The organism is Polaribacter aestuariivivens, assembly GCF_005885675.1.
GTDB classification, from domain to species: domain Bacteria; phylum Bacteroidota; class Bacteroidia; order Flavobacteriales; family Flavobacteriaceae; genus Polaribacter; species Polaribacter aestuariivivens.
The window spans coordinates 25,004-49,380 of sequence record NZ_VANR01000001.1 but is presented as its reverse complement, the minus strand read 5'-3'; the positions used below and the strand labels follow the sequence as shown (position 1 = coordinate 49,380).

Sequence of the window (24,377 nt, the reverse complement as noted above, 5' to 3'; positions counted from 1 at the left end):
AATTTTAATTATCAGATTTATAACCTTTTGGTCTTTTAGAACGAATTGGTGCTTTTGGTTCTGGCTTTGCTTGAAATTCATTTCCTTTCAACAATCGTAAAGCTTCAGTTACTGCAGCTTCTAACTGAGGATCTTTTCCATTTAAAACTTCTTTTGGTGTTTGATGCACTTCAATATCTGGAGCAACTCCTTCGCCTTCAACTGCCCATTTTCCGTCAACATCATAAAAACCACCTCTTGGAGCTACCATTCTTCCACCATCAATAAATTGTGGAGTATCCCAAGTTCCTACTAAACCACCCCAGGTTTTTGTGCCTACTAAAGGGCCTAAATTTTTCTCTTTAAACATGTATGGTAATAAATCACCTCCAGAACCTGCTCTTTCATTAATAATCATCACTTTTGGCCCCCAAATTCCTGCCATTGGCGTTGTCCAAGGTTTTCTGCTTTCACTTTTACTATTAAAATAACCAACAACTTCTCTGGACATAATGTCTATCATATAATCTGCAGCAGAACCACCACCATTGTTTCTCTCATCTATTACAACTCCTTTTTTATCTTGTTGTGAGAAATAATATCTGTTAAAAGATGTAAATCCAGGACCACTTGTATTAGGAACATAGACATAAGCTAATTTCCCATTAGACATTTTATCTACTTTTCTTCGATTACTTTCTACCCAATCTATAGAACGCAATCCTCTCTCACTAAAAGTTGGCGTAACTAAAATGGTTCTAGCTCCTTTTTCTGAAGGTTTGTCATTCACTTTTATATAAATTTCTCTTCCAGAAGTTTGCTCTAAAAATTGGTAAGGATTCATATTTGAAGTTAAAGCAACTCCATTAATTTCTACTAAGTAATCACCTTTGTTAACATCTATTCCTGGTAAACCTAAAGGAGCAAAAATTGAAGGATTCCAACGTTCGCCTTTGTAAATTTTTGCAAAACGATAATACCCTTTGTGTTTTTCTAAATCAGCACCCAACAATCCAACACCAACTCTATTTACATTAGGGTAATCTCCACCAGAAACATACGAATGTCCAATGGCAACTTCACCACTCATAATGTCTACAACATAATTCAAATCAGAACGATGTTTTACATCATTTATCCAGGGAGAATACCATTCGTAAATATCGTTCCATGGTGCACCATGCACGTTGTCAACATATAAAAAATCGCGCATAAAACGCCATCCTTCTTTAAAAATTTGATGTGCTTCTGCCTTAGGATCAACTTTAATTTTAAGATTTGTTTTTAATGATTCTTTTCCAGCTTTAGGAGCGTTTGTATTGTTTAAACTCCAACTACCATTTTTAGATATTAAAATGGACTTTCTATCGTTTGAAGTTGTCATAGAAGATGCACTTGTCGCAAAAACGGTTGCCTTTTCTTTAGTAACGTCATAACTATGTAAGGTTAATCCTCTGCTATTTGGAACTGATTCTGCAATAAATACTTTGTTTTTAGGTCCTTTTAATAAACCAACATAATTTCTTGCTGGCAATTTTAATGCTACAGCTCTATCAAACAAACCATTTTCATCAATAATTGTTTTGTTTTCTTCCGACGATTTTTCATCGTCTTTTTTGCTTTTTTTCTTATCGTCTTTTGTTTCTTCTTTTTTAACAGATTCCTCATCTGTTTTTGGAAGATTAGGTGCTTTGTCTTTAGAAGATAAAACTACTGTATACAAGGTTCTAGTAACACTTGGGTCGTAAGAACTCATATCTAACCAACCAGTTTGTAAACCATAATCTGTACTTGCTAATGTATAGATATATTTACCTGAGGCATCCCAAACAGGAGAAATTGCATCAGCTATTTTATCAGTTATTTGAACTATTTTTTTAGTGCTTATTTGATATGCATAAATAGATTTATAACTATTGTCATTTTGTTTTGCATACGCAATCCAATCACTATCTGGAGACCATTTTGGATTCATAGTTCTGTTTGGATGTGCAAAACCATCTGCATCTACTTTTGTTGTTTTTTTAGAGTCTAAATCTATAATCCAAATTACAAAATTGGTATCTGTATAAGCAATGTATTTTCCATTTGGTGACCAATCTGGTTGAAAATAAAAAGTAGGATTTGGCAACTTTATAAATTCTTGATTGTCGCCATTTTGGTCAGCATGTACTAATTCATATTCTCCATTTTTATCAGAAAACCAAGCTACTTTATCTCCTTTTGGAGACCAAATTGGAGAGCGATCAGCAACTCCAGAAGAATTGGTTAAGTTTCTCCAAGTTCCGTTTTCTTTTGGAACTGTAAATATTTCTCCTCGATATTCAAAAATGGCTCTTTTTCCATTTGGTGAAACATTTGGGTTGGTTAAGTTTCTACCAGAAACATCCATCCATCTTGTTCTGGAATAATTTAAATCTCCTTTTACATTGATAATAATTTGATTGGTTTCTTTAGTGTCTGGTTTCAAAAAATGTAAATAACCTCCTTGTTCATAAACGATTCCGTTTTTATTGGCATCTAAATTTTTGACATCAAATTTTTTATGAAAAGTAATTTGAGTTTCTTTATTTGTTTTTAGGTTGTATGACCAAATATTTGCAGTGAAATCTCTTTCAGAAATATAATATACATCACTATTATACCAAACTGGGTTTACATGCCTTTCTCCATCTAACTGAGGGGTTTTAATAAGCTCTTTTGTTTTTAAGTTTACAATCCAAATAGGCATTGCTTGTCCACCTCTATAATTTCGCCATTCTGCATCCCAACTTGTAATTGGTGTGTAAGCAATGTATTTGTTGTCTTCAGAAATTTCTCCATAAGCAGCTCTTGGAATATCAAAAGTTTCTGGCATACCACCTTCTGTAGAAATCGTGAAAAATTTATTCGTTTGCGTAGGTTTAGATTCTCTATTCGAACGAAAAAGAATTTTATTGTCTGGCGTCCAACCTTGTACTACATCTTGAGCTGGATGATAAGTGAGCCTTTTTGGTTCACCACCATTTGAGGAAACTATATAAACATCTGTATTTCCATCATATTGAGCAGTGAAAGCAATCCATTTACCATCTTTAGAAAATCTTGGACTGGATTCTGAACCTTCATCACTGGTTAATCGAATTGCATTGCCACCATTTAAAGGGGCTTTCCATAAATCTGCGCCATACACAAAAACAACTTCAGAATTAGAAAGTGTAGGTTGCCTTAATAAGCGTGTTCCTTGAGAAAATATTGGATAAGAAACTAATATCGAAAAAAGTAAAAGAATTTTTTTCATTGTAAAGTAAGTTTGATTAGTTTTTAAAGATAAAAAAATCAACTTTAAAAAGTGAAAAGGATATGTTAAAGAAGTTTTTGTTACTTCGCAAAAAGTTGACTTTCGTCTTTAAAGGCTTTAAATTCTAAAGCATTTCCTTCAGGGTCTTTAAAAAACATAGTGGCTTGTTCACCAACTTTTCCTTCAAAGCGAATGCAAGGTGCAATTACAAATTCAAAGTTTAAACTTTTTAATTTTTTTGATAAAGACTGCCAATCTACCCAAGTTAAAACTACCCCAAAATGTGGAACAGGAACATCATGTCCGTCTACTAAATTAGAAATTCTTTGAGGATTAAAATCTTCTTTTTGATGAATTACCAATTGATGTCCAAAAAAATTAAAATCTACCCAATCTTTAGTTGAACGACCTTCTTCACATTGTAAAACATCTCTATAAAAACTTCTACATTTTTCTAAATTTTTTACTGGAATTGCTAAATGAAATGGTTGTGCCATAATTTTTTAGTTTAATTTATTTTTTTAAAATCCTGCAGCAGCGTCATCTCCACGTTTATCTGCGCCACCTTCTAATGTTTTATCTTTTAATACGAGAATTGCTGCTACTTTTCCAATTACAGGAGCATTTGTTTCATCTATATTATAACCAATTTTTTTTAGTTTTTCTTTTGTTTCTTCAGAAAAGCCACTAGGTTCTAATTTAATGTTGTCTGGTAACCATTGATGATGAAATCTTGAAGCATTTACAGCCTCGTTCATACTCATTTTATATTCATGTACGTTTAATATTGTTTGTAAAACTGAAGTTATAATGGTTGATCCTCCAGGAGTTCCAACTACCATAAAAAGTTCTCCTCCTTTTTCAACAATTGTGGGAGTCATTGAACTTAACATTCTTTTTTCTGGTGCAATTTCATTTGCTTTTGCACCTATTAAACCAAACATGTTTGGTACACCAGGTTTGCTAGAAAAATCGTCCATTTCATTGTTTAAAAAGAAACCTAAATCACTACAATATAATTTGGAACCATAACCTCCATTTATAGTTGTTGTCGCAGAAACTGCGTTTCCAAATTGATCTACTATGGAATAGTGTGTGGTTTCATCACTTTCTATAATATTTATTTCACCATGAGCAACTTCTGAAGAAAGTGTTGCTTTTTCAAAAGAAAAATTAGCCATTCTTTTTTGTGAATATTCTTTTGATATCAATTCTTTTTGTGGAATTGTCACAAAATCTGGATCACCCAAAAAGTAACTTCTGTCTGCATAAGCTCGTCTTTCAGCTTCTGTTATTACTTGAATTGATTTTACTGAATTATGGCCAAATTTATGCAAATCAAAAGGTTCAATAGCATTCATAATTTGTGCTAAACAAACACCGCCAGAAGATGGTGGTGACATAGAAATAATTTTTAAATCATCATAAGAAAAAGTTACAGGATTTCTCCATTTTGGTTCGTACTTAGCCAAATCTTCCAAAGTTATAATTCCGCCATTATCTTGCATAAATTTCACCAAGCGTTTCGCAGTTTCACCTTTGTAAAATTCGTCTTTTCCATTTCGCTGAATTCTTTTAAATGTTTCTGCTAACGCATTGTACTTTATGGTGTCATTTTCTTTCCAGTTTTTGTTGAATAAAATGGAATCTTGATTAACTTTTAAAAAATCATTTTGATAGTTTTTTAATCTTTTTTCTTGCTTATAGGTAACTACTACACCTTTTTGAGCCAATTCAATAATTGGTTTTAGGATTTCTTCCATTGGAATGGTTCCAAATTTTTGATGAACTTCAAAAACACCAGCAATTGTTCCAGGAATGCCAACTGCCATTGCTCCAAGTGTACTTTTATTAGGTATTACATTTTCATTTTCGTCTAAAAACATATTTTTAGTAGCGGCCAAAGGTGCTTTTTCTCTATAATCTATTGCACCAATTTCGCCATTATTTTTTCTGTACACCATAAAACCACCACCACCAATATTACCAGCATATGGATATGCAACTGCTAAAGCTAACTCTGTAGCAACCATTGCATCAAAAGCGTTTCCACCTTTTTTTAAGATAGAAACTCCAATTTTAGAAGCTTCTTCTCTAGCAGATACAACCATTGCTTTTTGTGCTATTAAACCAATATTTTTTTCTTTTTCTATTGCTGGTTTACAATGGATAAATAGGATTGAAAAAGTAAATAGTAAGATGATTTTTTTCATATTTTAGATTGAATTTCTTTAAGTTTTTGATTCGAGAATAGTATTAATTCTTTAAAAAATAGCTTAAAATCTGTTTCTAATTCTTCTTCTAATTTTTCCAAATCTTCAATAGCTAAATTCATTTGTGATACTCCCTTAGTTCTGTTATTAACACCGTTTAAAACTTTTGCAATACCTGCTTTGTTTTGATAATTGAATAAAATATCATAATCAATCATATATTTTATGAAGTTTTGAGATTTTGTAGGAAGGTCGTATTTAATTTTATCAAATAATTTATAAATAGATTTGGTATAAACATCTAAAGGAATTGCAGAGTAATCTGCCCAATTTTTAGCTAAAAAATAGTCATAAAAAATATCGATAATTACACCATCATAATGTCTGTAACGTTTGTGTAACCTACGTTTACTTACTCTAACAATTTTATGCGCATCTGTAAAAGTGTCTATTTCTCTGTGTAAAAAAATGCCTTGTTGAATCTCATTAGAGAACCCCAAGTAATTGTTTCCTTTGATATGATCTGCAATAAAATTACCAATCATAATATTGGTATTGTTTTCAGATAAGTATAAATGGGCGAGAAAATTCATGAAGGTAAATGTAAAGAAAAAACCACAATCATTTGATTGTGGTTTTTAAATATTTATAAGTGAATTCGTTTTAATTATTCAACATCACTGGCATTACTAACATGGTAACTTGTTCACCTTCATCTGTTCCATCGATTGGTGTTAAAATTCCTGCTCTGTTTGGTAAGCTCATTTCAATTAAAACTTCGTTAGAACTTAAATTGTTTAGCATTTCGCTTAAAAAACGAGAGTTGAAACCAATTTGCATATCATCACCTTGATAATCGCAGCTTAAACGTTCGTCTGCTTTGTTTGCAAAATCTAAATCTTCCGCAGAAATATTTAGTTCTGTACCCGCCATTTTCAAACGAATTTGATGTGTTGTTTTACTTGAAAAAATAGAAACACGTCTTACCGAATTTAAGAAAGAAGCTCTATCTACCGTTAATTTATTTGGGTTTTCCTTTGGAATAACTGCTTCGTAATTTGGATATTTCCCATCAATTAAACGACAAACCAACACCACATTATCAAAAGTAAATTTTGCATTAGCATCATTATATTCAATAGTAACATCACTTTCAGAACCTCCTAAAATACCTTTTAATAAATTTAAAGGTTTCTTTGGCATAATAAATTCTGCAGTTTGATCTGCAGTAACATCTGTTCTTGAATATTTTACCAGTTTATGAGCATCAGTTGCTACAAAGGTTAAGCTTTGAGAACTAAACTGAAAGAAAACTCCACTCATTACTGGACGTAAATCATCGTTTCCAGCAGCGAAAATCGTTTTTGAAATTGCAGTTCCTAAAATATGTGCAGGAACCACTGTTTGGCTTGGAGATGGTAAAGAAACCGCTTTTGGAAATTCATCTCCACCAAAATAAGCCATATCGTATTTTCCTTGGTCTGAGCTAATTTCAATAGTGTTGTCTCCTTCTGTTTTAAATGTTAAAGGTTGGTCTGGAAACGTTTTTAAAGTATCTAACAATAATCGCGCAGAAACAGCAATAGAACCTTCGCTATCACTTTCTACATCTACTACAGAACTCATTGTAGTTTCTAAATCTGATGCAGAAACTTTTAGTTGATTTTCAGACAATTCAAACAAAAAATTGTCTAAAATTGGTAATGTATTATTACTATTTATAACGCCACCTAAAACTTGTAACTGTTTTAATAATTGTGAACTCGATACAATAAATTTCATGTAAATTCTTTTCTTAATTAGTACTACAAATATAACCTTAATATGTTATTCTGAAAATTAATTTATCAACAGGTTATGAGCAATTTTATGGGTAATTTTAGAAACGTTATAATTATGTTAATTCATTTATTTTAGTGAATAAAAAAAGTACATTTGTTTGCACAATGATGAATATTATTGTCTCCTCGAGCGCAGTCGAGAGGTCTTTTTATTAGTTCTCGACTGCGCTCGAACTGACATACCTTAACAAAACAGAATGCATAAAATATTACTTCTAATTGTAATTTTTTTACAAATTTCAATCTCAACATACTCTCAAAAACCTCAAAAGCTAAGTTCAAATCAGATTTACGAGAAAATTCAAAAATTAAATTTTTTAGGAACGGCTTTGTATGTTGCAGCACATCCAGATGATGAAAATACGCGTTTAATTGCTTATTTAGCAAATAACGTAAAAGCAAGAACAGGGTATTTATCGTTAACAAGAGGTGATGGTGGCCAAAATTTAATTGGTCCTGAAATAAGAGAATTATTGGGTGTAATTAGAACACAAGAATTACTGGCAGCAAGAAGTATTGATGGTGGAGAACAATTATTTACAAGAGCCAATGATTTTGGGTATTCTAAACATCCAGATGAAACTTTAAAAATATGGAATAAAGAAGCTGTTTTAAGCGATGTTGTTTGGGCAATTAGAACATTTAAACCAGATGTAATTATCAACAGATTTAATCATAGAACTCCAGGAACAACACATGGTCATCATACAAGTTCTGCCATATTAAGCGTAGAAGCTTTTGATAAAGTTGGCGATGAAAATCAGTTTCCAGAACAATTAAAATATACTGATACTTGGCAACCAAAAAGATTGTTTTTTAATACATCTTCTTGGTTTTATAGAAATCAAGAAGATTTTGAAAAAGCTACAAAAGGAAAACTAACTTCTTTTGATGTGGGTGCTTATTATCCATTAAAAGGCTTGTCTAATAACGAGTTAGCGTCTATGGCAAGTAGTCAACATTTATGTCAAGGTTTTGGAAGAGTTACCACAAGAGGAAGTCAAAACGAATATGTTGAGTTTTTAAAAGGCGATAAACCAAAAGATCAAAATGATATTTTTTCAGGTATAAATACTACTTGGAATCGTTTGGAAAATGGTGGTGAAATTGGAGATATTTTATATGAAGTCGAAGAAAAGTTCGATTTTGTAAATCCGTCTAAACATTTACCAATGTTGTTGAAAGCGTATCAAAAAATTCAAAAGTTAGAAGACAATCATTGGAGAAAAATAAAAAAGGAGCAGATTTTAGAAATTATTGAAGGTTGTGCAGGTTTGTATTTGGAAGCTTCAGCTGTAAGTTCATCAGCAACTCCAGGTGCTACTATTGAAGTAAACTTGGAAGTATTGAATAGAAGTAACTCTAACATTGAATTGGTTTCCATCATATCTACAATTGATAATAAAAAAGTAACTAAAAATATTGATTTAGAAGGGAATAGAAAAGTGAATTTTAATGAAACAATAACAATAAAAACAAACCAATTTTCTGATCCTTATTGGTTAAAAAATGAAGCTAGTTTAGGCATGTACACTGTAAACAATCAATTATTAATTGGAAAACCAGAAACACCAAGACCTTTACAAATTAAATTCAATTTGTTAATAGATTCAGTTCCAGTAACAATTATAAAAAATGTAGTAAGACGATATTCAGAAAGAGATAAAGGAGAAATTTATGAGCCTTTTGAAATTTTACCCAAAGTAACTACTAAATTAAAAGATAAAGTTATTATTTTTTCTGATAATGCTCCGCAAAAAGTGTTGGTAGAAGTTAGAGCAGGAGAAAACAATGTTACAGGAAAAGTACGTTTAAAAGTTCCAAACAATTGGGAAGTTACACCAAAAGAAATCAATTTTACCATTCAGCAAAAAAGTGATAAGCAAACTGTTGTCTTTTTGGTAAGTCCACCTAAAAATCAATCTGAAGGAAAGTTGGAAGTAATTGCAACTTCAAATGGAAAGAATTTTACAAAAGAATTAGTAGAAATTAATTACAATCACATTCCAAAACAATCAGTTTTATTAAATTCTGAAGCAAAAATTGTTCGTTTAAATATTGATAAAGTTGGAAGCAATATTGGATATATAGCAGGTGCTGGAGATGCAATTCCAGATAATTTAAGACAGATAGGTTGCAGAGTTGATGAAATAAATCCTATTGAAATTAATGCAGAAAACTTACAAAAATACGATGCTATTGTTTTAGGAATAAGAGCATATAATGTGGTAAAAGAATTGAAATTTAAACAAAAACATTTGTTGGCATATGTAAAAAATGGAGGAAATATGATTGTACAGTATAACACCAATAGAGGTGTAGATGTTGCGCCACCATTTCCATTACAACTATCAAGAGATAGAGTTACTGACGAATTTGCTGAAGTAAGAATTTTAGATAAAAATCATCAATTATTAAATTTTCCAAATAAAATTACAGAAGAAGATTTTAAAGGTTGGGTACAAGAAAGAGGTTTGTACTTCCCTAGTTCTTGGGATGCTAATTTTACGCCAATATTGTCTATGAATGACAAAGGTGAAGCTCCTAAAAACGGAAGTTTATTAATCGCAAAATACGGTAAAGGAAATTATATATATACAGGTTTAAGTTTCTTTAGAGAATTGCCAGCAGGAGTTTCTGGAGCGTATAAACTGTTTGCGAATATGTTGTCAGTAGGCAAGTAGGTTCAAAATTGCAAGTGGTAGATTTTCAAAGTTTCAGTGGTTTAAATAAAGTTAGAAAAAATTAAATTAGATTATTTACACTTACACAATTAAACTTTTTAACAATTACACAATATTATGAAAGAACAAAAATACGTTTGGAAAAAAGTTTATACACTAGTTTTAGTAGCAAATTTGGTGTACTTGATTGCGTTTTATTTAATTACTAACTACTTCACGGTTTAACTATGGAAATAGCAAGTAAATTAGACCCAGTAGATTGGATTGTATTATCAATAACACTTTTATTTATAGTTGCTTACGGAACGTATGTGACGAGAAAAAGCAAGAACGTAACAGACTATATAAAAGGAGGAAGTGACTCAAAATGGTGGACAATTGGTTTGTCAGTTATGGCAACACAGGCGAGTGCAATCACGTTTTTATCTACTCCAGGACAAGCATTTCATAGTGGAATGGGATTCGTGCAATTTTACTTCGGTTTGCCAATAGCAATGGTTATTATTTGCGTGGTTTTTATTCCTATTTATCACAAATTAAAAGTGTATACTGCTTATGAGTTTTTAGAAGGAAGGTTCGATTTAAAAACCCGAAGTTTAGCAGCAATTTTATTTTTAATTCAACGTGGTTTGGCTGCAGGAATTACCATTTTTGCGCCTGCAATTATTTTAAGTGCAGTTTTAGGTTGGGATTTGTTAACGCTGAATATTATCATCGGGTTTTTAGTAATTATTTATACAGTTTCTGGAGGAACAAAAGCGGTAAATGTAACCCAGAAGCAACAAATGATTATTATTTTTTGTGGAATGGTCATCGCTTTTTACATGATTATGAGTCAACTTCCTGCGGATATCACTTTTACTAAAGCATTAAAAATTGCTGGTGCAAGTGGAAAAATGGAAGTGTTAGATTTTTCATTCGATTTAAGTAACAGATACACAGTTTGGACAGGAATTTTAGGCGGAACTTTTTTAATGCTGTCTTATTTTGGAACAGACCAAAGTCAGGTGCAACGTTATTTATCAGGAAAATCTGTTCGCGAAAGTCAGTTAGGTTTAATTTTTAACGGATTGTTAAAAGTGCCCATGCAGTTTTTTATTTTGTTGATTGGTGTCATGGTTTTTGTGTTTTATCAATTTAATCCTTCGCCTTTAAATTTTAATCCTGGAGCAAATGAAGAAGTTGCAATATCTAAATATGCGAATGAATATCAGCAATTACAAGACGAACATATTGAAATTGAAAACGCTAAAAAAATACTATTTGCAGATGGCTTTCAGCCAGAAGAAAAGCAACAAATTTTAGACTTAAACACAAGAGATTTGGCTTTAAAAGCAAAATCGAAAGCAATTATTGATAAAATTGATGAAGAAAATATATTAGAAAAAATAGAGTCTAATGATAAGGACTATGTGTTTATACACTTTATTTTAAACAATTTACCAAGAGGATTAATTGGTCTTTTATTAGCAGTAATTTTATCTGCGGCAATGTCATCAACAGCATCTGAATTAAATGCGTTAGCGAGTACAACAGCTATGGATTTATACAAACGAAATGTAAAAGGAGATAAGAGTGAAGCACATTTTGTAAAAGCTTCTAAATGGTTCACTTTGGCTTGGGGTATTGTTGCTATTTCTGTGGCTTGTATTGCTAATTTATTTGATAATTTAATTCAGTTAGTTAATATTATTGGTTCTATTTTCTATGGTAATGTATTAGGTATTTTCTTATTGGCATTTTTTATAAAATTTGTTAGAGGAAACGCTGTTTTTATGGCAGCTTTAATTACACAAGCAATTATTATTGCTGTTTATTTTTTAGATTGGTTGCCTTATTTATGGCTGAACTTATTGGGTTGCGCTTTGGTGATGGGAATTGCGATTTTGATTCAATCTACTACACCTTCTAAAAATGAGTTTGAAGACATAGAAACGACAGGAACAAAGTAAATTTTATGAAAGTTTATTCTTATGGGAAATCTATTAAAGTATTAGGTACATTTTGCGCGCTAATATTATTTGTTTTTTCAATTGCAGTTTTTTTTATTCCAGATTTAGATCAAAACCAATCATTGAATTTGTACTATATATTTGTTCCATTTTCTTTGATTTTTTTTTCACTTTCAATTTTAGGAATTAGAGATATTTTTATTTCAAAAGTTATACTTTCTGATACTTATATATCTTCTACTACAGCAACATTTTCTCGCAAATTAAGAATTGAAGAAATAGAAGGATACAAACAAGGTCGAAATTATATTCATGTATATCCGAAAAGAAGAGTTTATAAAAAGAAATTGAAATTTTCAAATTATTTGACTAAGTCATGGGAAATTCAAGATTGGTTAGCTAGTCATTCGCACAATTTAAATTTTTTAGAGGAAGAAAAAGAAATAAAAAATTTTATCCGAAATACTGAATATGGTTTTAGCGAACAAGAAAGAAATCTAAGGTTGGAAAAGGCAAAAAAAACTACAAAAATTGTAAATATTATAAGTATTTTAATTACCGTAGTAGTAATCTTTTTTAAGGATTTTTTTAATATTAGTATTGCTATTTTATTATTTGTTCCCCTAATAATATTAGTTATAGTTTTATCATTCAAAGGACTTATAAAATATGGTGATAAAGAAGGAGGTGAAAGCACAATTTATCCAAGTATTTTCTGGGGATTTTCTGCTCCAATTTTTTTAATGTTTCTTTTAATTTTATTTACAATTGATATTTTAAATACTAAAAATTTATGGTTACCGTTAATTTTGACTTCAATTTTTATATTTATTCTTTGCATTTATGGGTCTAAAGAATATATTATAAAAAATATAAAATCTTATGGAAAAATAATAATGTTATTAGTGTTAACAACTATGTATAGCTTTTGTATTATTATGAGTTTTAATAGTTATTTTGATGAAAGTAAAGTTAAGAGCTATAACTCTATATTATTAGAAAAAAGAGTTAGTAAAGGAAAATCGACAAATTATTACTTTAAACTATATAATAAAAGCTTATCTAAACAAGTTGAAGAATATAATGTATCAAATTCGCTTTTCAAAAGAAAAAATATTGGTGATAGTATTACTATTTTAGTGAAAGAAGGAAAATTGAAAATTCCATATTATAAAATTGAATAAATGAAAAAGATTAAATGGGGAATTATTGGTCTAGGAAAAATAGCCAATAAATTTGCAGAAGATTTAGCAGCAATTAACGATGCAGAATTAGTTGCAGTCGCTTCTAGAAGTCAAGAGAACGCAAATGAGTTTGCGAGTAAATTTAACGCTAAAAAGGCATACAATTCGTATAAAGATTTAGCAAAGGATTCTGAAATTGATGCAATTTATATTGCAACTCCACATAGTTTTCATGCTGCACACGCAATACTTTGTATGCAACATAAAAAAGCAGTTTTATGTGAAAAACCTTTTGCAATGAATTCAGTAGAAGTTGAAGAAATGATTTCTGTTGCGAAAGAAAACAATGTATTACTAATGGAAGCTTTGTGGACGTATTTTCTACCACATTATAAATTTGCTTTAGAATTTTTTCAAAAAGAAAAATTAGGAAAAGTAACTCAATTGGAAGCAGATTTTGGTTTCCATCCAGCTTACAATGAAGAGAGTAGAGTATTTAAGAAAGAAGTTGGTGGTGGAAGTTTGTTGGATATCGGAATTTATCCAATTTTTGCAGCTTTATCAACTTTAGGTATTCCAAAAAAAATCAATGCAAATGCAACTTTTTTTAAAAATGGAGCAGATGCTGCTTGTTCAATGGTTTTTGAATATGAAAACTCAAAAGCACTTTTAAAAAGTACGTTGTTAGAAAAAACAAAAACGGAAGCAATTTTTACTTGCGAAAAAGGGAAGTTGATTATAGACAGTCAATTTCACGCACCAAGTTCTGTAACTATTGTTTCAGAGGGAAAAGAGGAAACTATTCACTTTCATTGTGAAACAAATGGTTATAATTTCGAAACGGAACATTTTAACCAGCTATTAAGAGAAGATAAAAAAGAAAGTAATATTATGACTTTTGAATTTTCAAAAAACTTAATGAAAACTCTAGATGAAGTTAGAAAAATTATTGATTTGACATATTAATTTATGTGCTATTTTCTATCTAAAAAATCTTGATACGCATTTTGGGAAATCGCTTTTCCTAAAGAATCTAATTGAGAAGTTTCCTTTCCTCTTTCTAAGATAGTTTTATTACTTGTAAAATCGTACACAAATAAACCGTTTTTTGTATAAGTTCCAAAACCATTATTAAAGATATAATGTGCATATTGTTTGCTGGAATTATTAAAAATGTTCTTGCTAAAACTGAAGTCAGTATTATCTCCATTTAATAAATCTAACAAAGTAAAAGGCAAATCTATTTGCGAAGAAATATTATTAATTTCAATGCCTTTTTGTTGCAAAGCGCCACCCAACCACAACATTGGTATTTTAAATTTCTTAGGAGAATTAAAAACACCTTCGTGTTTTGGAGAACGATGTCCGTGATCAGAAAGAATTATTATTAAGGTGTTTTTATACCAAGGTTGTTTTTTTGCATTTTCTATAAAATCTCCAATCACTTGATCTGTATAGGCGTGTGCACTTCTAAATTTATTTTCATTTGTGTCTTTTCCGAATTTGTAATCGCCAATAATTTCATAAGGTTCGTGGCTTGTGAGCGTTAATGCAATTTTAAAAAAAGGTTCTTTTTGCATACCTCTTAAATCATCAGTAAAACGCTTCATAAAAACATGATCATGTGCGCCCCATTTTGAGTTCCAATCTTTTTTATCGAAATCATCTCCGTCAACAAAATCCGTAATTCCAGAATTTCGTAAATACGTATTCATATTTCCGAAATTTAAATCTCCTCCATGATAAAAAGAAGTTTTGTAGCCCAAATTAATCATTTTTTGAGGCAACATTGGTAAACTTCTTGTTTTATTAGGCATTTTCATAATGCTTTTTGTGGGTTGTGGATAATAACCACTTAAAATAGCAGGAATTCCTTTGTCTGTTCTGTCTCCATTTGCATAAAAATTTGTAAACAAAACTCCTTCTTTAGAGAGTCTATTCAAATTTTCAGTAACATGTGGTTCTCCACCCAAAGAACCTACCACTTTTGCAGTTAAACTTTCCCAAATTATTAAAATAACGTTTGGTTTTGTGGTGTTTAAAATACTGTCTTTTGAGGCTGTTAAAAGAGTGTTTTTTCTTTTTGAAATGATTTTTTTTGCGACATCATCATCAAAAAACTTGTAAGGATTTCCAGTATCCGATTTATGAGAAAGCACATTAAAAAAGTTCCAAATAAAGTTAATAGCTGCGTGGTTTGCAAACATCTTGTCAGAAAAATAAACATTGCTTTGGTTTACAGGTATTGTTTGTAAACCACCTCTTAATGGAATGATTAAAACTGCAGTTATTATTAAAAACAAAGGTGTTTGTAGCCAACTTCCTTTGTTAATGTTTTTCATTTTTAAATGAATGTTTTTTTGAAACCATTTGATAAAAATGAAAGAAAATATCACTAAAAATAAAGTTCCTAAAATTATTTGAAAACTAGAAACAGAAGCCAACATTACTTCTGGAGTATTTAAATATGTAAAGAAAGTAGTGTCTAAACGAACACCCCAAGCTTCATATAAACCAACATCTAATAATAGAAAAATAGTTACTAAAACAATTAAAATATATGAGTAATATTTTATAATTTTTTCGATTATTTTAGGTTGAAAAAATATTGTAAAAATAATTAGTAAAAAAGGAATGATGCTTAAATAGGAAGCAAAAGAACAATCTAATCTTAAGCCATAAACGAATGTTTTAAGAATTGTAACAATGTCTAACTCTTTGGTTTTATCAAAATTAAAAAGCAGAAAAAATAAACGTGCAAATACAAAATAACTCACCCAAAGAAAAAAGTAAGTTAAGTTGAATAGAAGTCTGTTTTTTATGCTTTTCATAAATAAAATAAGTCCTTTTTTAATGTTATTCAGTAACTTTTAAGCGTGCTTTTGCAGTTACAGAAACATTGGAATAATCGTTATTCAAATATTTTAAATATCCAGTAATAGCAATCATTGCAGCATTATCTGTTGTGTATTCGAATTTTGGAATATAAGTGGTCCATCCAAAATGTTTTTCGGCTAACTGTAAACGTTTTCTAATTTCAGAATTTGCGGAAACACCACCAGCAATGGCAATATGTTTAATATCAGTTTGCTTTACAGCATTTCTAAGCTTTTCCATTAAAATTTCTACAATTGTATATTGTATAGAAGCACAAATATCATGTAAATTTTCTTCAATAAAATTAGCATTTATACGCTGTTGTTTCTGAATAAAATATAAAATTCCTGTTTTTAAACCACTAAAACTAAAATCCAAATCGCCCACTTTTGGTTTTGTAAAAGGAAACGCTTTTGGATTTCCTAATTGTGCATATTTATCAATTAAAGGACCTCCAGGATAAGGTAAGCCTAAAATTTTTGCAGATTTATCAAAAGCTTCTCCAACAGCATCATCTATAGTTTCACCTAAAATTTCCATTTCAAAATAATTGGTAATTTTTACAATTTGTGTATGACCACCACTTATGGTTAAACAAATAAATGGAAAAGGAGGCGTTTTATTTTCATTATCATGTATAAAATGAGCCAAAATATGTGCCTGCATATGATTTACGTCAATTAAAGGAATCTCTAAACCCAAAGCCAAAGATTTTGCAAAAGAAGTTCCAACTAATAACGAACCCATTAAACCAGGACCTCTCGTAAATGCAATTGCAGATAAGTCTTCTTTTGTAATATTCGCTTTTTCTATGGCTTGTTGTACTACAGGAACAATATTTTGTTGATGAGCTCTAGAGGCCAATTCTGGTACAACACCACCATATTTAGAGTGCACTTCTTGGTTTGCAACTACATTGCTTAAAACTTTAGCATCACAAATTACAGAAGCACTTGTATCGTCGCAAGAAGACTCTATCCCTAAAATATAAACTGGTTTTTCCATAAATTAAATTAATGAGCCACAAAATTAAGTATTATTTTAGGTAGATGTTGCTTTTTTAAGATTAGAAATTAAATTCTTTGTTAAATTTGCACGTTCTTTGTAAGAATTGGCAATATTTTTGATTAATTTTCATTCAATAATTGCAGTTTCTTTAAAATATAGTTGTCATCAAAAACATAGGTAAAAAAATAGTTAAATGGTTGGGGTATTTAGTACTCTTTTTGCTGTTTATAAGTATTTTATTATCTACCTCTTTCGTACAAACCAAACTAGGTAACTACGCTACCAAAAGAATAAATGAAGATTATGGCACCAACTTAAAAGTAGGTAAAATAAACCTTTCGTTTTTAGGTAGTGTAGAGTTAAAAGATATACAAATTAAAGATCATCATAAAGACACTTTAATTTTTGTAAATAGCTTAAGTACATCTATTTTAAACGCAAAAAAAATATTAAATAACGAATATTTATTAGGTGATATTTCAATAGACGGAGCTTACTATTACATGAAAACGTACAAAGGTGAAAAGGATGATAACATGGCTATTTTTATTGATAGCTTTAAAGACGATTCTCCACAAGACTCTTTAAAACCTCCATTTACTTTAAAGGCAGCAAATGTGTATGTACAAGATTTAGATTTTAAATTGATTGATTTTAATAAGCAAGATCCATTAACATTTTCAGCCTCAAAAACAGGTGGAAACTTGCAAGATCTATCCATTGTAGGCTCTAACTTTTCAACAAATACAAGAGGCTTGTACTTTGTAACCAACTTAGGTTTAGAAGTTATAAATTTAACTACAAATTACACTTTTACCAGAAGTGCAATGAAATTTGAAAATACCACATTGCAAACCAAACAATCAAATGTTTATGGTGATATTTTATTTACATACAAAAGAGAAGATTTAACCAGTTTTGTAGATAAAGTGAAAATAAAAGCAGATTTTAAAAAAAGTCAATTAAAAGTATCTGATTTAAAAAAGTTTTACAATGAGTTAAATGGAGATGATGTTATTTCTTTTGATGGAAATATGCTCGGAACTTTAAATAATTTTGAACTCAAAAAACTAAGATTAGCCACTCAAAAAGGTATCAGGGCTTTTGGAGACTTAGCATTTGTAAATGCTGTTGATGTGGAAAGAGGTTTTATTTTCGAAGGAAATTTAAACAACTTAACAGGAACTTACAGAGATTTAAAAAATATAATGCCCAATGTTTTAGGAAAAAATATACCTAGTGAATTTGGTAAGTTTGGAAGGTTTTCTGCAAGAGGAAATGTAAAAGTTACACCAACACAAATGAGCGCAACTGTAAATATGAAGTCGCAAATTGGAGGTGTAGTCACAGACTTAGAAATAGAAAATATTGATGCTATAGATACAGCAAATTACATTGGTAGCTTAGAGTTAATTAATTTTAATGTAGGTAAATTTTTAAATGATCCACTTTTTGGAAACGTTTCTTTAAAAGGCGATGTAAATGGAAGTGGTTTTAAATTATCAAACATAAACACAAAATTTAAAGGAACAATTTCTGAATTTAATTTCAAAGAGTATCCATATAAAAATATAGTTGCGAATGGCCAATATCAAAATAATAAATTTGATGGAGAACTATTAATTGATGATGAAAATTTTAAGATGGAATTTAATGGTTTGGCAGATTTATCTTCAAAAACTAATAAGTTCGATTTTAATTCAAATATAGCTTACTTAAACTTAAAGAAAACAAATTTGTTTACTAGAGATAGTATTTCAATTGTAAAAGGAAACATAAAATTAGATGTAGAAGGAAATGATTTAGATGACATTGTAGGAAAAGCCACTTTTAGAAACGTATTATATACAAATGAGAAAAAAGAATATGATTTTAAAGAGTTTGATATTACATCTTCATTAAAAGATAGTATTAAAACAATTGAAGTTGTTTCCGAAGACATTGCAAGTGGTTCAATTTCAGGTAAATTTTCATTTGAAGAATTACCCAATGTTGCACAGAACGCTTTGGGTAGTATTTATACAAACTACAAACCTTATGATGTTGCACCAAATCAATACTTAGATTTTAATTTTACAGTTTTCAATAAAATTATAAACGTATTTTTTCCATCAATTTCTATAGATGACAATACAAAAGTTAAAGGAAAAATAAATGCAGATAATAACGTTTTTAAACTCACCATTTCATCACCAAGAATAGATGCTTACGGAAACGAAGTAAAAGATATTTTGTTAAGAACAGATAATCAAAACCCTCTGTACAACACGTTTTTATCAGCTTCAGAAGTAAATACACCTTATTATAATGTTTCCAAATTAAGTTTGTTAAACAGAACAGAAAACGATACACTAAATTTTAAATCTGTTTTTAAAGGAGGAAATAAAAATAATGAAGATTTTAACCTAGATTTCTATTACACATTTAATGAAGAAGGAAAATCTGTTATAGGTTTTGAAAAATCGTCATTTATTTATAAAGAAAATACTTGGAACATAAATCCAAATCAATTAAATACAGATAAAGTTACGTTCGATTTAAAAAAGGGCGAGTTTGATTTTAGTCAATTTGAATTAGTCTCAGGAGAACAAAAAATAGAATTTACAGGAAGTTTAAAAGGAAATGACGATAAAATATTATTAGCAGATTTTACAAAAGTAAATTTAGAAAGCTTTTTGCCCAAAATAGATAGTTTAGATTTAAAAGGTACACTCTCTGGAAATTTAGACTTTGTTCAAAAAGCAGGAAATTATACACCAGAAGCCACTTTAATGGTAAAAGATTTTCAAGTAAATAATTTCGAACAAGGTAATTTATCCATCAATATAAAAGGAAACAATTCTTACGAAAAGTATGATGTAAACCTATCAATTGAAAACGAAAATGTAAAAAGCATAGCAGCAACAGGTTCCTTAGATTTTGCTTCAGAAAGACCAATAATAGATTTAGATGTTTTTTTAGAAGAGTTTAAATTAGAAGCTTTTAGTCCTTTAGGGCAAGATGTTTTATCTTCCTTAAGAGGTAGTGCTTCTGGAGAATTTACCCTAAGAGGTTTTCTTAGCAATCCAGATATGGATGGAAGTTTAACATTAAAAAATGCAGGATTAAAATTCCCTTATTTAAATGTAGATTATGATTTTGAGGGTGAATCTGTCATTTCACTAATGCAACAATCATTTATTTTAGAAGATTTTAAATTATTAGATACCAAAAATAAAACTAGAGGAATTTTTAAAGGAAGTATTTCGCATGCTAATTTCAAACAATGGTTTTTAGCTTTAAAAATAGAAAGTGACAATTTATTGGTGTTAGATACTAAAAATACAGAAGAAGCGCTGTATTATGGAACTGCTTATATTGATGGTTCAGCAAGCATTACAGGTTTAACAGATAGACTAACTATAGATGTTAACGCAAAAACAAATTCAGGTACACGTTTTGTGGTGCCTTTAAAAGATGTAGAAACTGTAGATAGTTTTAGCTTAATTCATTTCAAATCAGATGAAACAAAAGTAAAAGAACGCCAAAAGGAAGTTGCTTTAGAAGCGTTAAAAGGCTTAACATTAAATATCGATTTAGAAGTAACAAAAGACGCTATTGCACAAGTAGTAATTGATGAAGTGTATGGAAGTCAATTAACAGGAACAGGCTCTGGAAACTTACAAATTGAAATAAATACAAGAGGAACATTTAATATGTATGGTGATTATTTGGTGGACAGTGGTGTATACGATTTTAAATACGGAGGCATTGTAAACAAACCGTTTATCATACAAAAAGGAGGTACAGTTTCTTGGAACGGAAATCCAGCAGATGCAAATTTAGATGTAACTGCAATATACAAGGCAAAAGCAAATCCTGGTGTTTTGTTAGAAAACTTTAACTCAAACAGAAATATTGAAGTAGATTTAGTGGCAAGAATCACAGGTGGACTTTTCAACTCAAAACAAGAACTTGATATTCAACTTTCAAATGTAGATCCAACAATTGCAAACGAGTTAGAATTTATTTTAAATGATAATAATGTAAATGAAAAAACTACACAGTTCATTTCATTACTAGCGTTTGGTAACTTTACAAATCCAGATAAAGTAAATTTCGATGCAAATGCCACTATTACAAATACAGCTTCAAGTGCAATTGCTGCAGCATTTTCAAGCCTGTTAAACAGTCCAGACAGTAAATTTCAATTAGGAGTAGATTATCAACAAGGGCAATCAGATAGTGATGTAGATCGTTTAAATATAGATAATCAAGTAGATTTATCTGTAAGCACAAGAGTTAGTGATCGTGTAATTATTAACGGAAAAGTTGGAGTTCCTGTAGGTACAAAAACACAATCTAGTGTTATTGGAGAAGTGAAAGTAGAAATTCTATTAAACGAAGAAGGTAATTTTAGAGGCGTAATTTTTAATCGTCAAAATGAAATTCAATACACGATTGAAGATCAAGGTTACACACAAGGAGTTGGACTTTCATATCAAGTTAATTTCAATACCTTATCAGAACTACTAAACAAACTTAAATCAAAAAAGAAAAGAATACTACCTAAAAAGAAACCTGTAGTGAAAGATTCTATTCAAAAAGATAATCAAGATTTAGACAATTTTGAGGGTAATTAAATTTTTTAAAATTAATTTTAAGCAACATTACAATTACTAAAAATTAGCAATTATATCTTATTTTTGATATTGAAATATTAAGATAAAGGTCCTCTTAAAATCTAACTGTTTTATGAGCAAAAAAGGTTTGTAAAACATACAAATTTTTAGAGTAATAGTCTAAAACGATTTCGTAGTTTTTTTATTTTAAATGCTTAAAAAGCAGTAATTTTACAATATATAATTATGAAGAAAATCAAAAAAATAGCAGTAATGACTTCAGGTGGAGATGCTCCAGGAATGAATGCTGCAATTAGATCCGTAGTAAGGGCATGTGCTTATTACAGAGTAAACTGTATAGGAATATATAGAGGTTATGAAGGGCTTATAGAAGGCGATTTTATAGAGTTAACTGCAAGAAGCGTAAATAACATCATAAACAAAGGTGGTACTATTTTAAAATCTGCCAGATCTGAAGGTTTTAGAACCAAAGAAGGTAGAGCTCAAGCATATGAGCATTTAAAAGAAAATGAAATCGAAGCCATGGTTGTTATTGGAGGTGATGGTTCTTTTACAGGAGCAGTTATTTTCAATGAAGAATATAATTTCCCTGTTATAGGAATTCCAGGAACAATAGATAATGATATTTTTGGAACTTCACACACTTTAGGTTATGATACAGCTTTAAATACAGCTGTAGAAGCAATTGATAAAATTAGAGATACTGCATCATCTCATAACAGACTATTTTTTGTTGAAGTAATGGGAAGAGATGCTGGTTTTATAGCTTTAAACGCTGGAGTTGGAGCAGGAGCAGAAGAAATTTTAATTCCTGAAGAAGATTTAGGATTAGATAGAATGCTAGAATCACTGAAAAAAAGTAGAAGAACAGGTAAATCATCTAGTATTGTAGTAGTTGCAGAAGGAGATAGGTCTGGAAAAAACGTATACGAATTAGCAAAATATGTTGAAGAAAACTTACCAGAATACGATGTAAGAGTATCCGTTTTAGGGCATATGCAAAGAGGAGGTTCTCCATCTTGTTTTGACAGAGTTTTAGCAAGTAGATTAGGAGTAAAATCTGTAGAACTAATTTTAGACGGTAAAACCAACTTAATGGTAGGTTTAAAAAACAACGAAGTAATAAGTACAAGTATTGCAGAAGCAATAAAAGGTGGTCACTCAATAAATCAAGAACTTTTAAGAGTTTCTGATATTATGACTACATAAAATTAATAAGTAATTAAAGATTAAAAAAATGATAAAAGTAGGAATTAACGGATTTGGTAGAATTGGAAGATTAGCATTCAGATCATCAGTAACAAGAGATAACGTTCAAGTAGTAGCAATTAACGATTTATTAGATGTAGATTATTTAGCTTACATGCTAAAATATGATTCAGTTCATGGAGCATTTGATGGAACTGTTGAAGTTAAAGACGGTAAATTAGTTGTGAACGGAAACGAAATTAGAATTACTGCAGAAAGAGATCCAGCAAACTTAAAGTGGAATGAAGTAGATGTGGATTATGTTATAGAATCAACAGGATTTTTCTTAACAGAAGAAACTGCTGGAAAGCACTTACAAGCTGGTGCCAAAAAAGTTGTTTTATCTGCACCATCAAAAGACCATACACCAATGTTTGTAATGGGTGTAAACAATACAGAATTAAAAGCAGATCAAAAGATTTTTTCTAACGCATCTTGTACTACAAACTGTTTAGCACCAATTTCTAAAGTATTAAACGATAATTTTGGTATTGTTGAAGGATTAATGACAACAGTTCATGCAACTACAGCTACTCAAAAAACAGTTGATGGACCTTCTATGAAAGATTGGAGAGGTGGTAGAGCAGCAATACACAACATTATTCCTTCTTCTACAGGAGCAGCAAAAGCAGTAGGTAAAGTAATTCCTGCTTTAAATGGTAAATTAACTGGTATGGCTTTTAGAGTTCCAACAATGGATGTTTCTGTGGTAGATTTAACTGTAAAGTTAGAAAAACCAGCAACTTATGAAGAAATTTGTGCAGTAATGAAAGCAGCTTCAGAAAGTGGTCCAATGAAAGGTGTTTTAGGTTATACTGAAGATTTAGTAGTTTCTCAAGATTTCGTAGGAGATACAAGAACGTCAATTTTTGATGCAAAAGCTGGTATTGCTTTAAATGATAACTTTGTAAAAGTTGTTTCTTGGTATGATAACGAAATAGGTTACTCTACTAAAATTGTAGATTTAATTGAATACGCAGATACTTTATAGTATTTAAAAATATAATAAAATTAAAAACCTGATAGATTTATTTCTATCAGGTTTTTTTAGTTTTGAATACTGAATACTACTTTACAGCAATCATACTAATTTCAACATTCACAAACTTTGGTAGGTTTGCCACTTCAACAGTTTCTCTAGCAGGAGCAGTTTCATTGTCAAAATACTCACCATATACAGTATTTATATCTGCAAAATTATTCATATCAGAAATAAAAATAGAGCTTTTCACAACATGGTCAAAAGTCATTTTAGCAGCAGCTAAAACTTCTTTTAAATTCTCCATAACTTGTTTTGTTTCTAAAATAATATTGTCTAAAACAAGTTCTCCAGAATTCGGATTGATAGCAATTTGTCCAGAAGTGTACAAAGTGTTACCCGTTAAAATAGCTTGATTGTAGGGTCCAATTGGAGCAGGTGCATGTTTGGTTGTGATAATAGTTTTCATATAATTTCTTTTTTAGGTGGATGATGTACTTTTTAAATTTA

15 protein-coding genes are annotated in these 24,377 nt (G+C 30.1%); 7 read left to right on the top strand and 8 right to left on the bottom strand.

The window, feature by feature from the left end; translation table 11 throughout:
- Positions 1-4 precede the first annotated feature (4 nt).
- The 5 genes from FDT66_RS00180 to dnaN all read right to left on the bottom strand — a co-directional run bounded on the left by FDT66_RS00180 (position 5) and on the right by dnaN (position 7,254).
- Entirely contained in the window at positions 5-3,259 is a 3,255-nt protein-coding gene (locus FDT66_RS00180; RefSeq protein ID WP_138534136.1) for a S41 family peptidase, read from the bottom strand.
- 80 nt (positions 3,260-3,339) lie between these two features.
- Positions 3,340-3,756 carry a VOC family protein gene (locus tag FDT66_RS00175; protein WP_138534135.1) on the bottom strand — a complete coding sequence of 139 codons (417 nt, stop codon included), beginning with the start codon at positions 3,754-3,756 and terminating at the stop codon, positions 3,340-3,342.
- 24 nt (positions 3,757-3,780) lie between these two features.
- Entirely contained in the window at positions 3,781-5,472 is a 1,692-nt protein-coding gene (gene ggt, locus FDT66_RS00170; protein ID WP_138534134.1) for a gamma-glutamyltransferase, read from the bottom strand.
- Positions 5,469-6,065 (bottom strand): acyl carrier protein phosphodiesterase, encoded by a 597-nt coding sequence (locus FDT66_RS00165; RefSeq protein WP_246034717.1) that lies wholly within the window; start codon positions 6,063-6,065, stop codon positions 5,469-5,471. The genes ggt and FDT66_RS00165 overlap by 4 nt, the downstream gene beginning before the upstream one ends.
- A 70-nt stretch (positions 6,066-6,135) precedes the next feature.
- Positions 6,136-7,254, bottom strand: coding sequence for a DNA polymerase III subunit beta (gene dnaN / locus FDT66_RS00160; RefSeq protein WP_138534133.1), 1,119 nt, complete (start codon positions 7,252-7,254; stop codon positions 6,136-6,138).
- A gap of 256 nt (positions 7,255-7,510) precedes the next feature.
- Here dnaN and FDT66_RS00155 point away from each other — a divergent pair, with 256 nt between their 5' ends.
- The 4 genes from FDT66_RS00155 to FDT66_RS00140 all read left to right on the top strand — a co-directional run bounded on the left by FDT66_RS00155 (position 7,511) and on the right by FDT66_RS00140 (position 14,099).
- Entirely contained in the window at positions 7,511-9,997 is a 2,487-nt protein-coding gene (locus tag FDT66_RS00155; RefSeq protein WP_138534132.1) for a PIG-L family deacetylase, read from the top strand.
- Positions 9,998-10,224: 227 nt separating this feature from the next.
- Entirely contained in the window at positions 10,225-11,949 is a 1,725-nt protein-coding gene (locus FDT66_RS00150; RefSeq protein WP_138534131.1) for a sodium:solute symporter, read from the top strand.
- A 347-nt stretch (positions 11,950-12,296) separates the two neighbouring features.
- A complete protein-coding gene (locus FDT66_RS00145; RefSeq protein ID WP_138534130.1) occupies positions 12,297-13,133 on the top strand; it encodes a hypothetical protein in 837 nt (278 codons plus the stop codon).
- Positions 13,134-14,099 carry a Gfo/Idh/MocA family protein gene (locus tag FDT66_RS00140; protein ID WP_138534129.1) on the top strand — a complete coding sequence of 322 codons (966 nt, stop codon included), beginning with the start codon at positions 13,134-13,136 and terminating at the stop codon, positions 14,097-14,099. It begins immediately after the preceding gene.
- 8 nt (positions 14,100-14,107) lie between these two features.
- Here the strand turns inward: FDT66_RS00140 and FDT66_RS00135 are convergent, their stop codons facing one another.
- Positions 14,108-15,964 carry an LTA synthase family protein gene (locus FDT66_RS00135; protein ID WP_138534128.1) on the bottom strand — a complete coding sequence of 619 codons (1,857 nt, stop codon included), beginning with the start codon at positions 15,962-15,964 and terminating at the stop codon, positions 14,108-14,110.
- A gap of 25 nt (positions 15,965-15,989) precedes the next feature.
- Positions 15,990-17,015 carry a tRNA (adenosine(37)-N6)-threonylcarbamoyltransferase complex transferase subunit TsaD gene (gene tsaD, locus FDT66_RS00130; protein WP_138534127.1) on the bottom strand — a complete coding sequence of 342 codons (1,026 nt, stop codon included), beginning with the start codon at positions 17,013-17,015 and terminating at the stop codon, positions 15,990-15,992.
- Positions 17,016-17,215: 200 nt separating this feature from the next.
- On the opposite strand from tsaD, the gene FDT66_RS00125 reads away from it, so the two are divergent.
- The 3 genes from FDT66_RS00125 (at position 17,216) to gap (ending at position 23,879) form a co-directional block, all read left to right on the top strand.
- Complete coding sequence (locus FDT66_RS00125; RefSeq protein ID WP_246034716.1) at positions 17,216-21,640, top strand: translocation/assembly module TamB domain-containing protein; 4,425 nt, start codon at positions 17,216-17,218, stop codon at positions 21,638-21,640.
- A gap of 222 nt (positions 21,641-21,862) precedes the next feature.
- The gene (gene pfkA / locus FDT66_RS00120; RefSeq protein ID WP_171032303.1) at positions 21,863-22,849 is read left to right on the top strand and encodes a 6-phosphofructokinase; all 987 of its coding nucleotides are present in this window, start codon (positions 21,863-21,865) and stop codon (positions 22,847-22,849) included.
- Between the two features lie 28 nt (positions 22,850-22,877).
- Positions 22,878-23,879, top strand: a complete 1,002-nt coding sequence (gene gap / locus FDT66_RS00115) for a type I glyceraldehyde-3-phosphate dehydrogenase (protein WP_138534124.1) — start codon at positions 22,878-22,880, stop codon at positions 23,877-23,879.
- Positions 23,880-23,955: 76 nt separating this feature from the next.
- On the opposite strand, the gene FDT66_RS00110 is transcribed toward gap, so the two are convergent.
- Positions 23,956-24,336 (bottom strand): Rid family detoxifying hydrolase, encoded by a 381-nt coding sequence (locus FDT66_RS00110; protein WP_138534123.1) that lies wholly within the window; start codon positions 24,334-24,336, stop codon positions 23,956-23,958.
- Positions 24,337-24,377 lie beyond the last annotated feature (41 nt).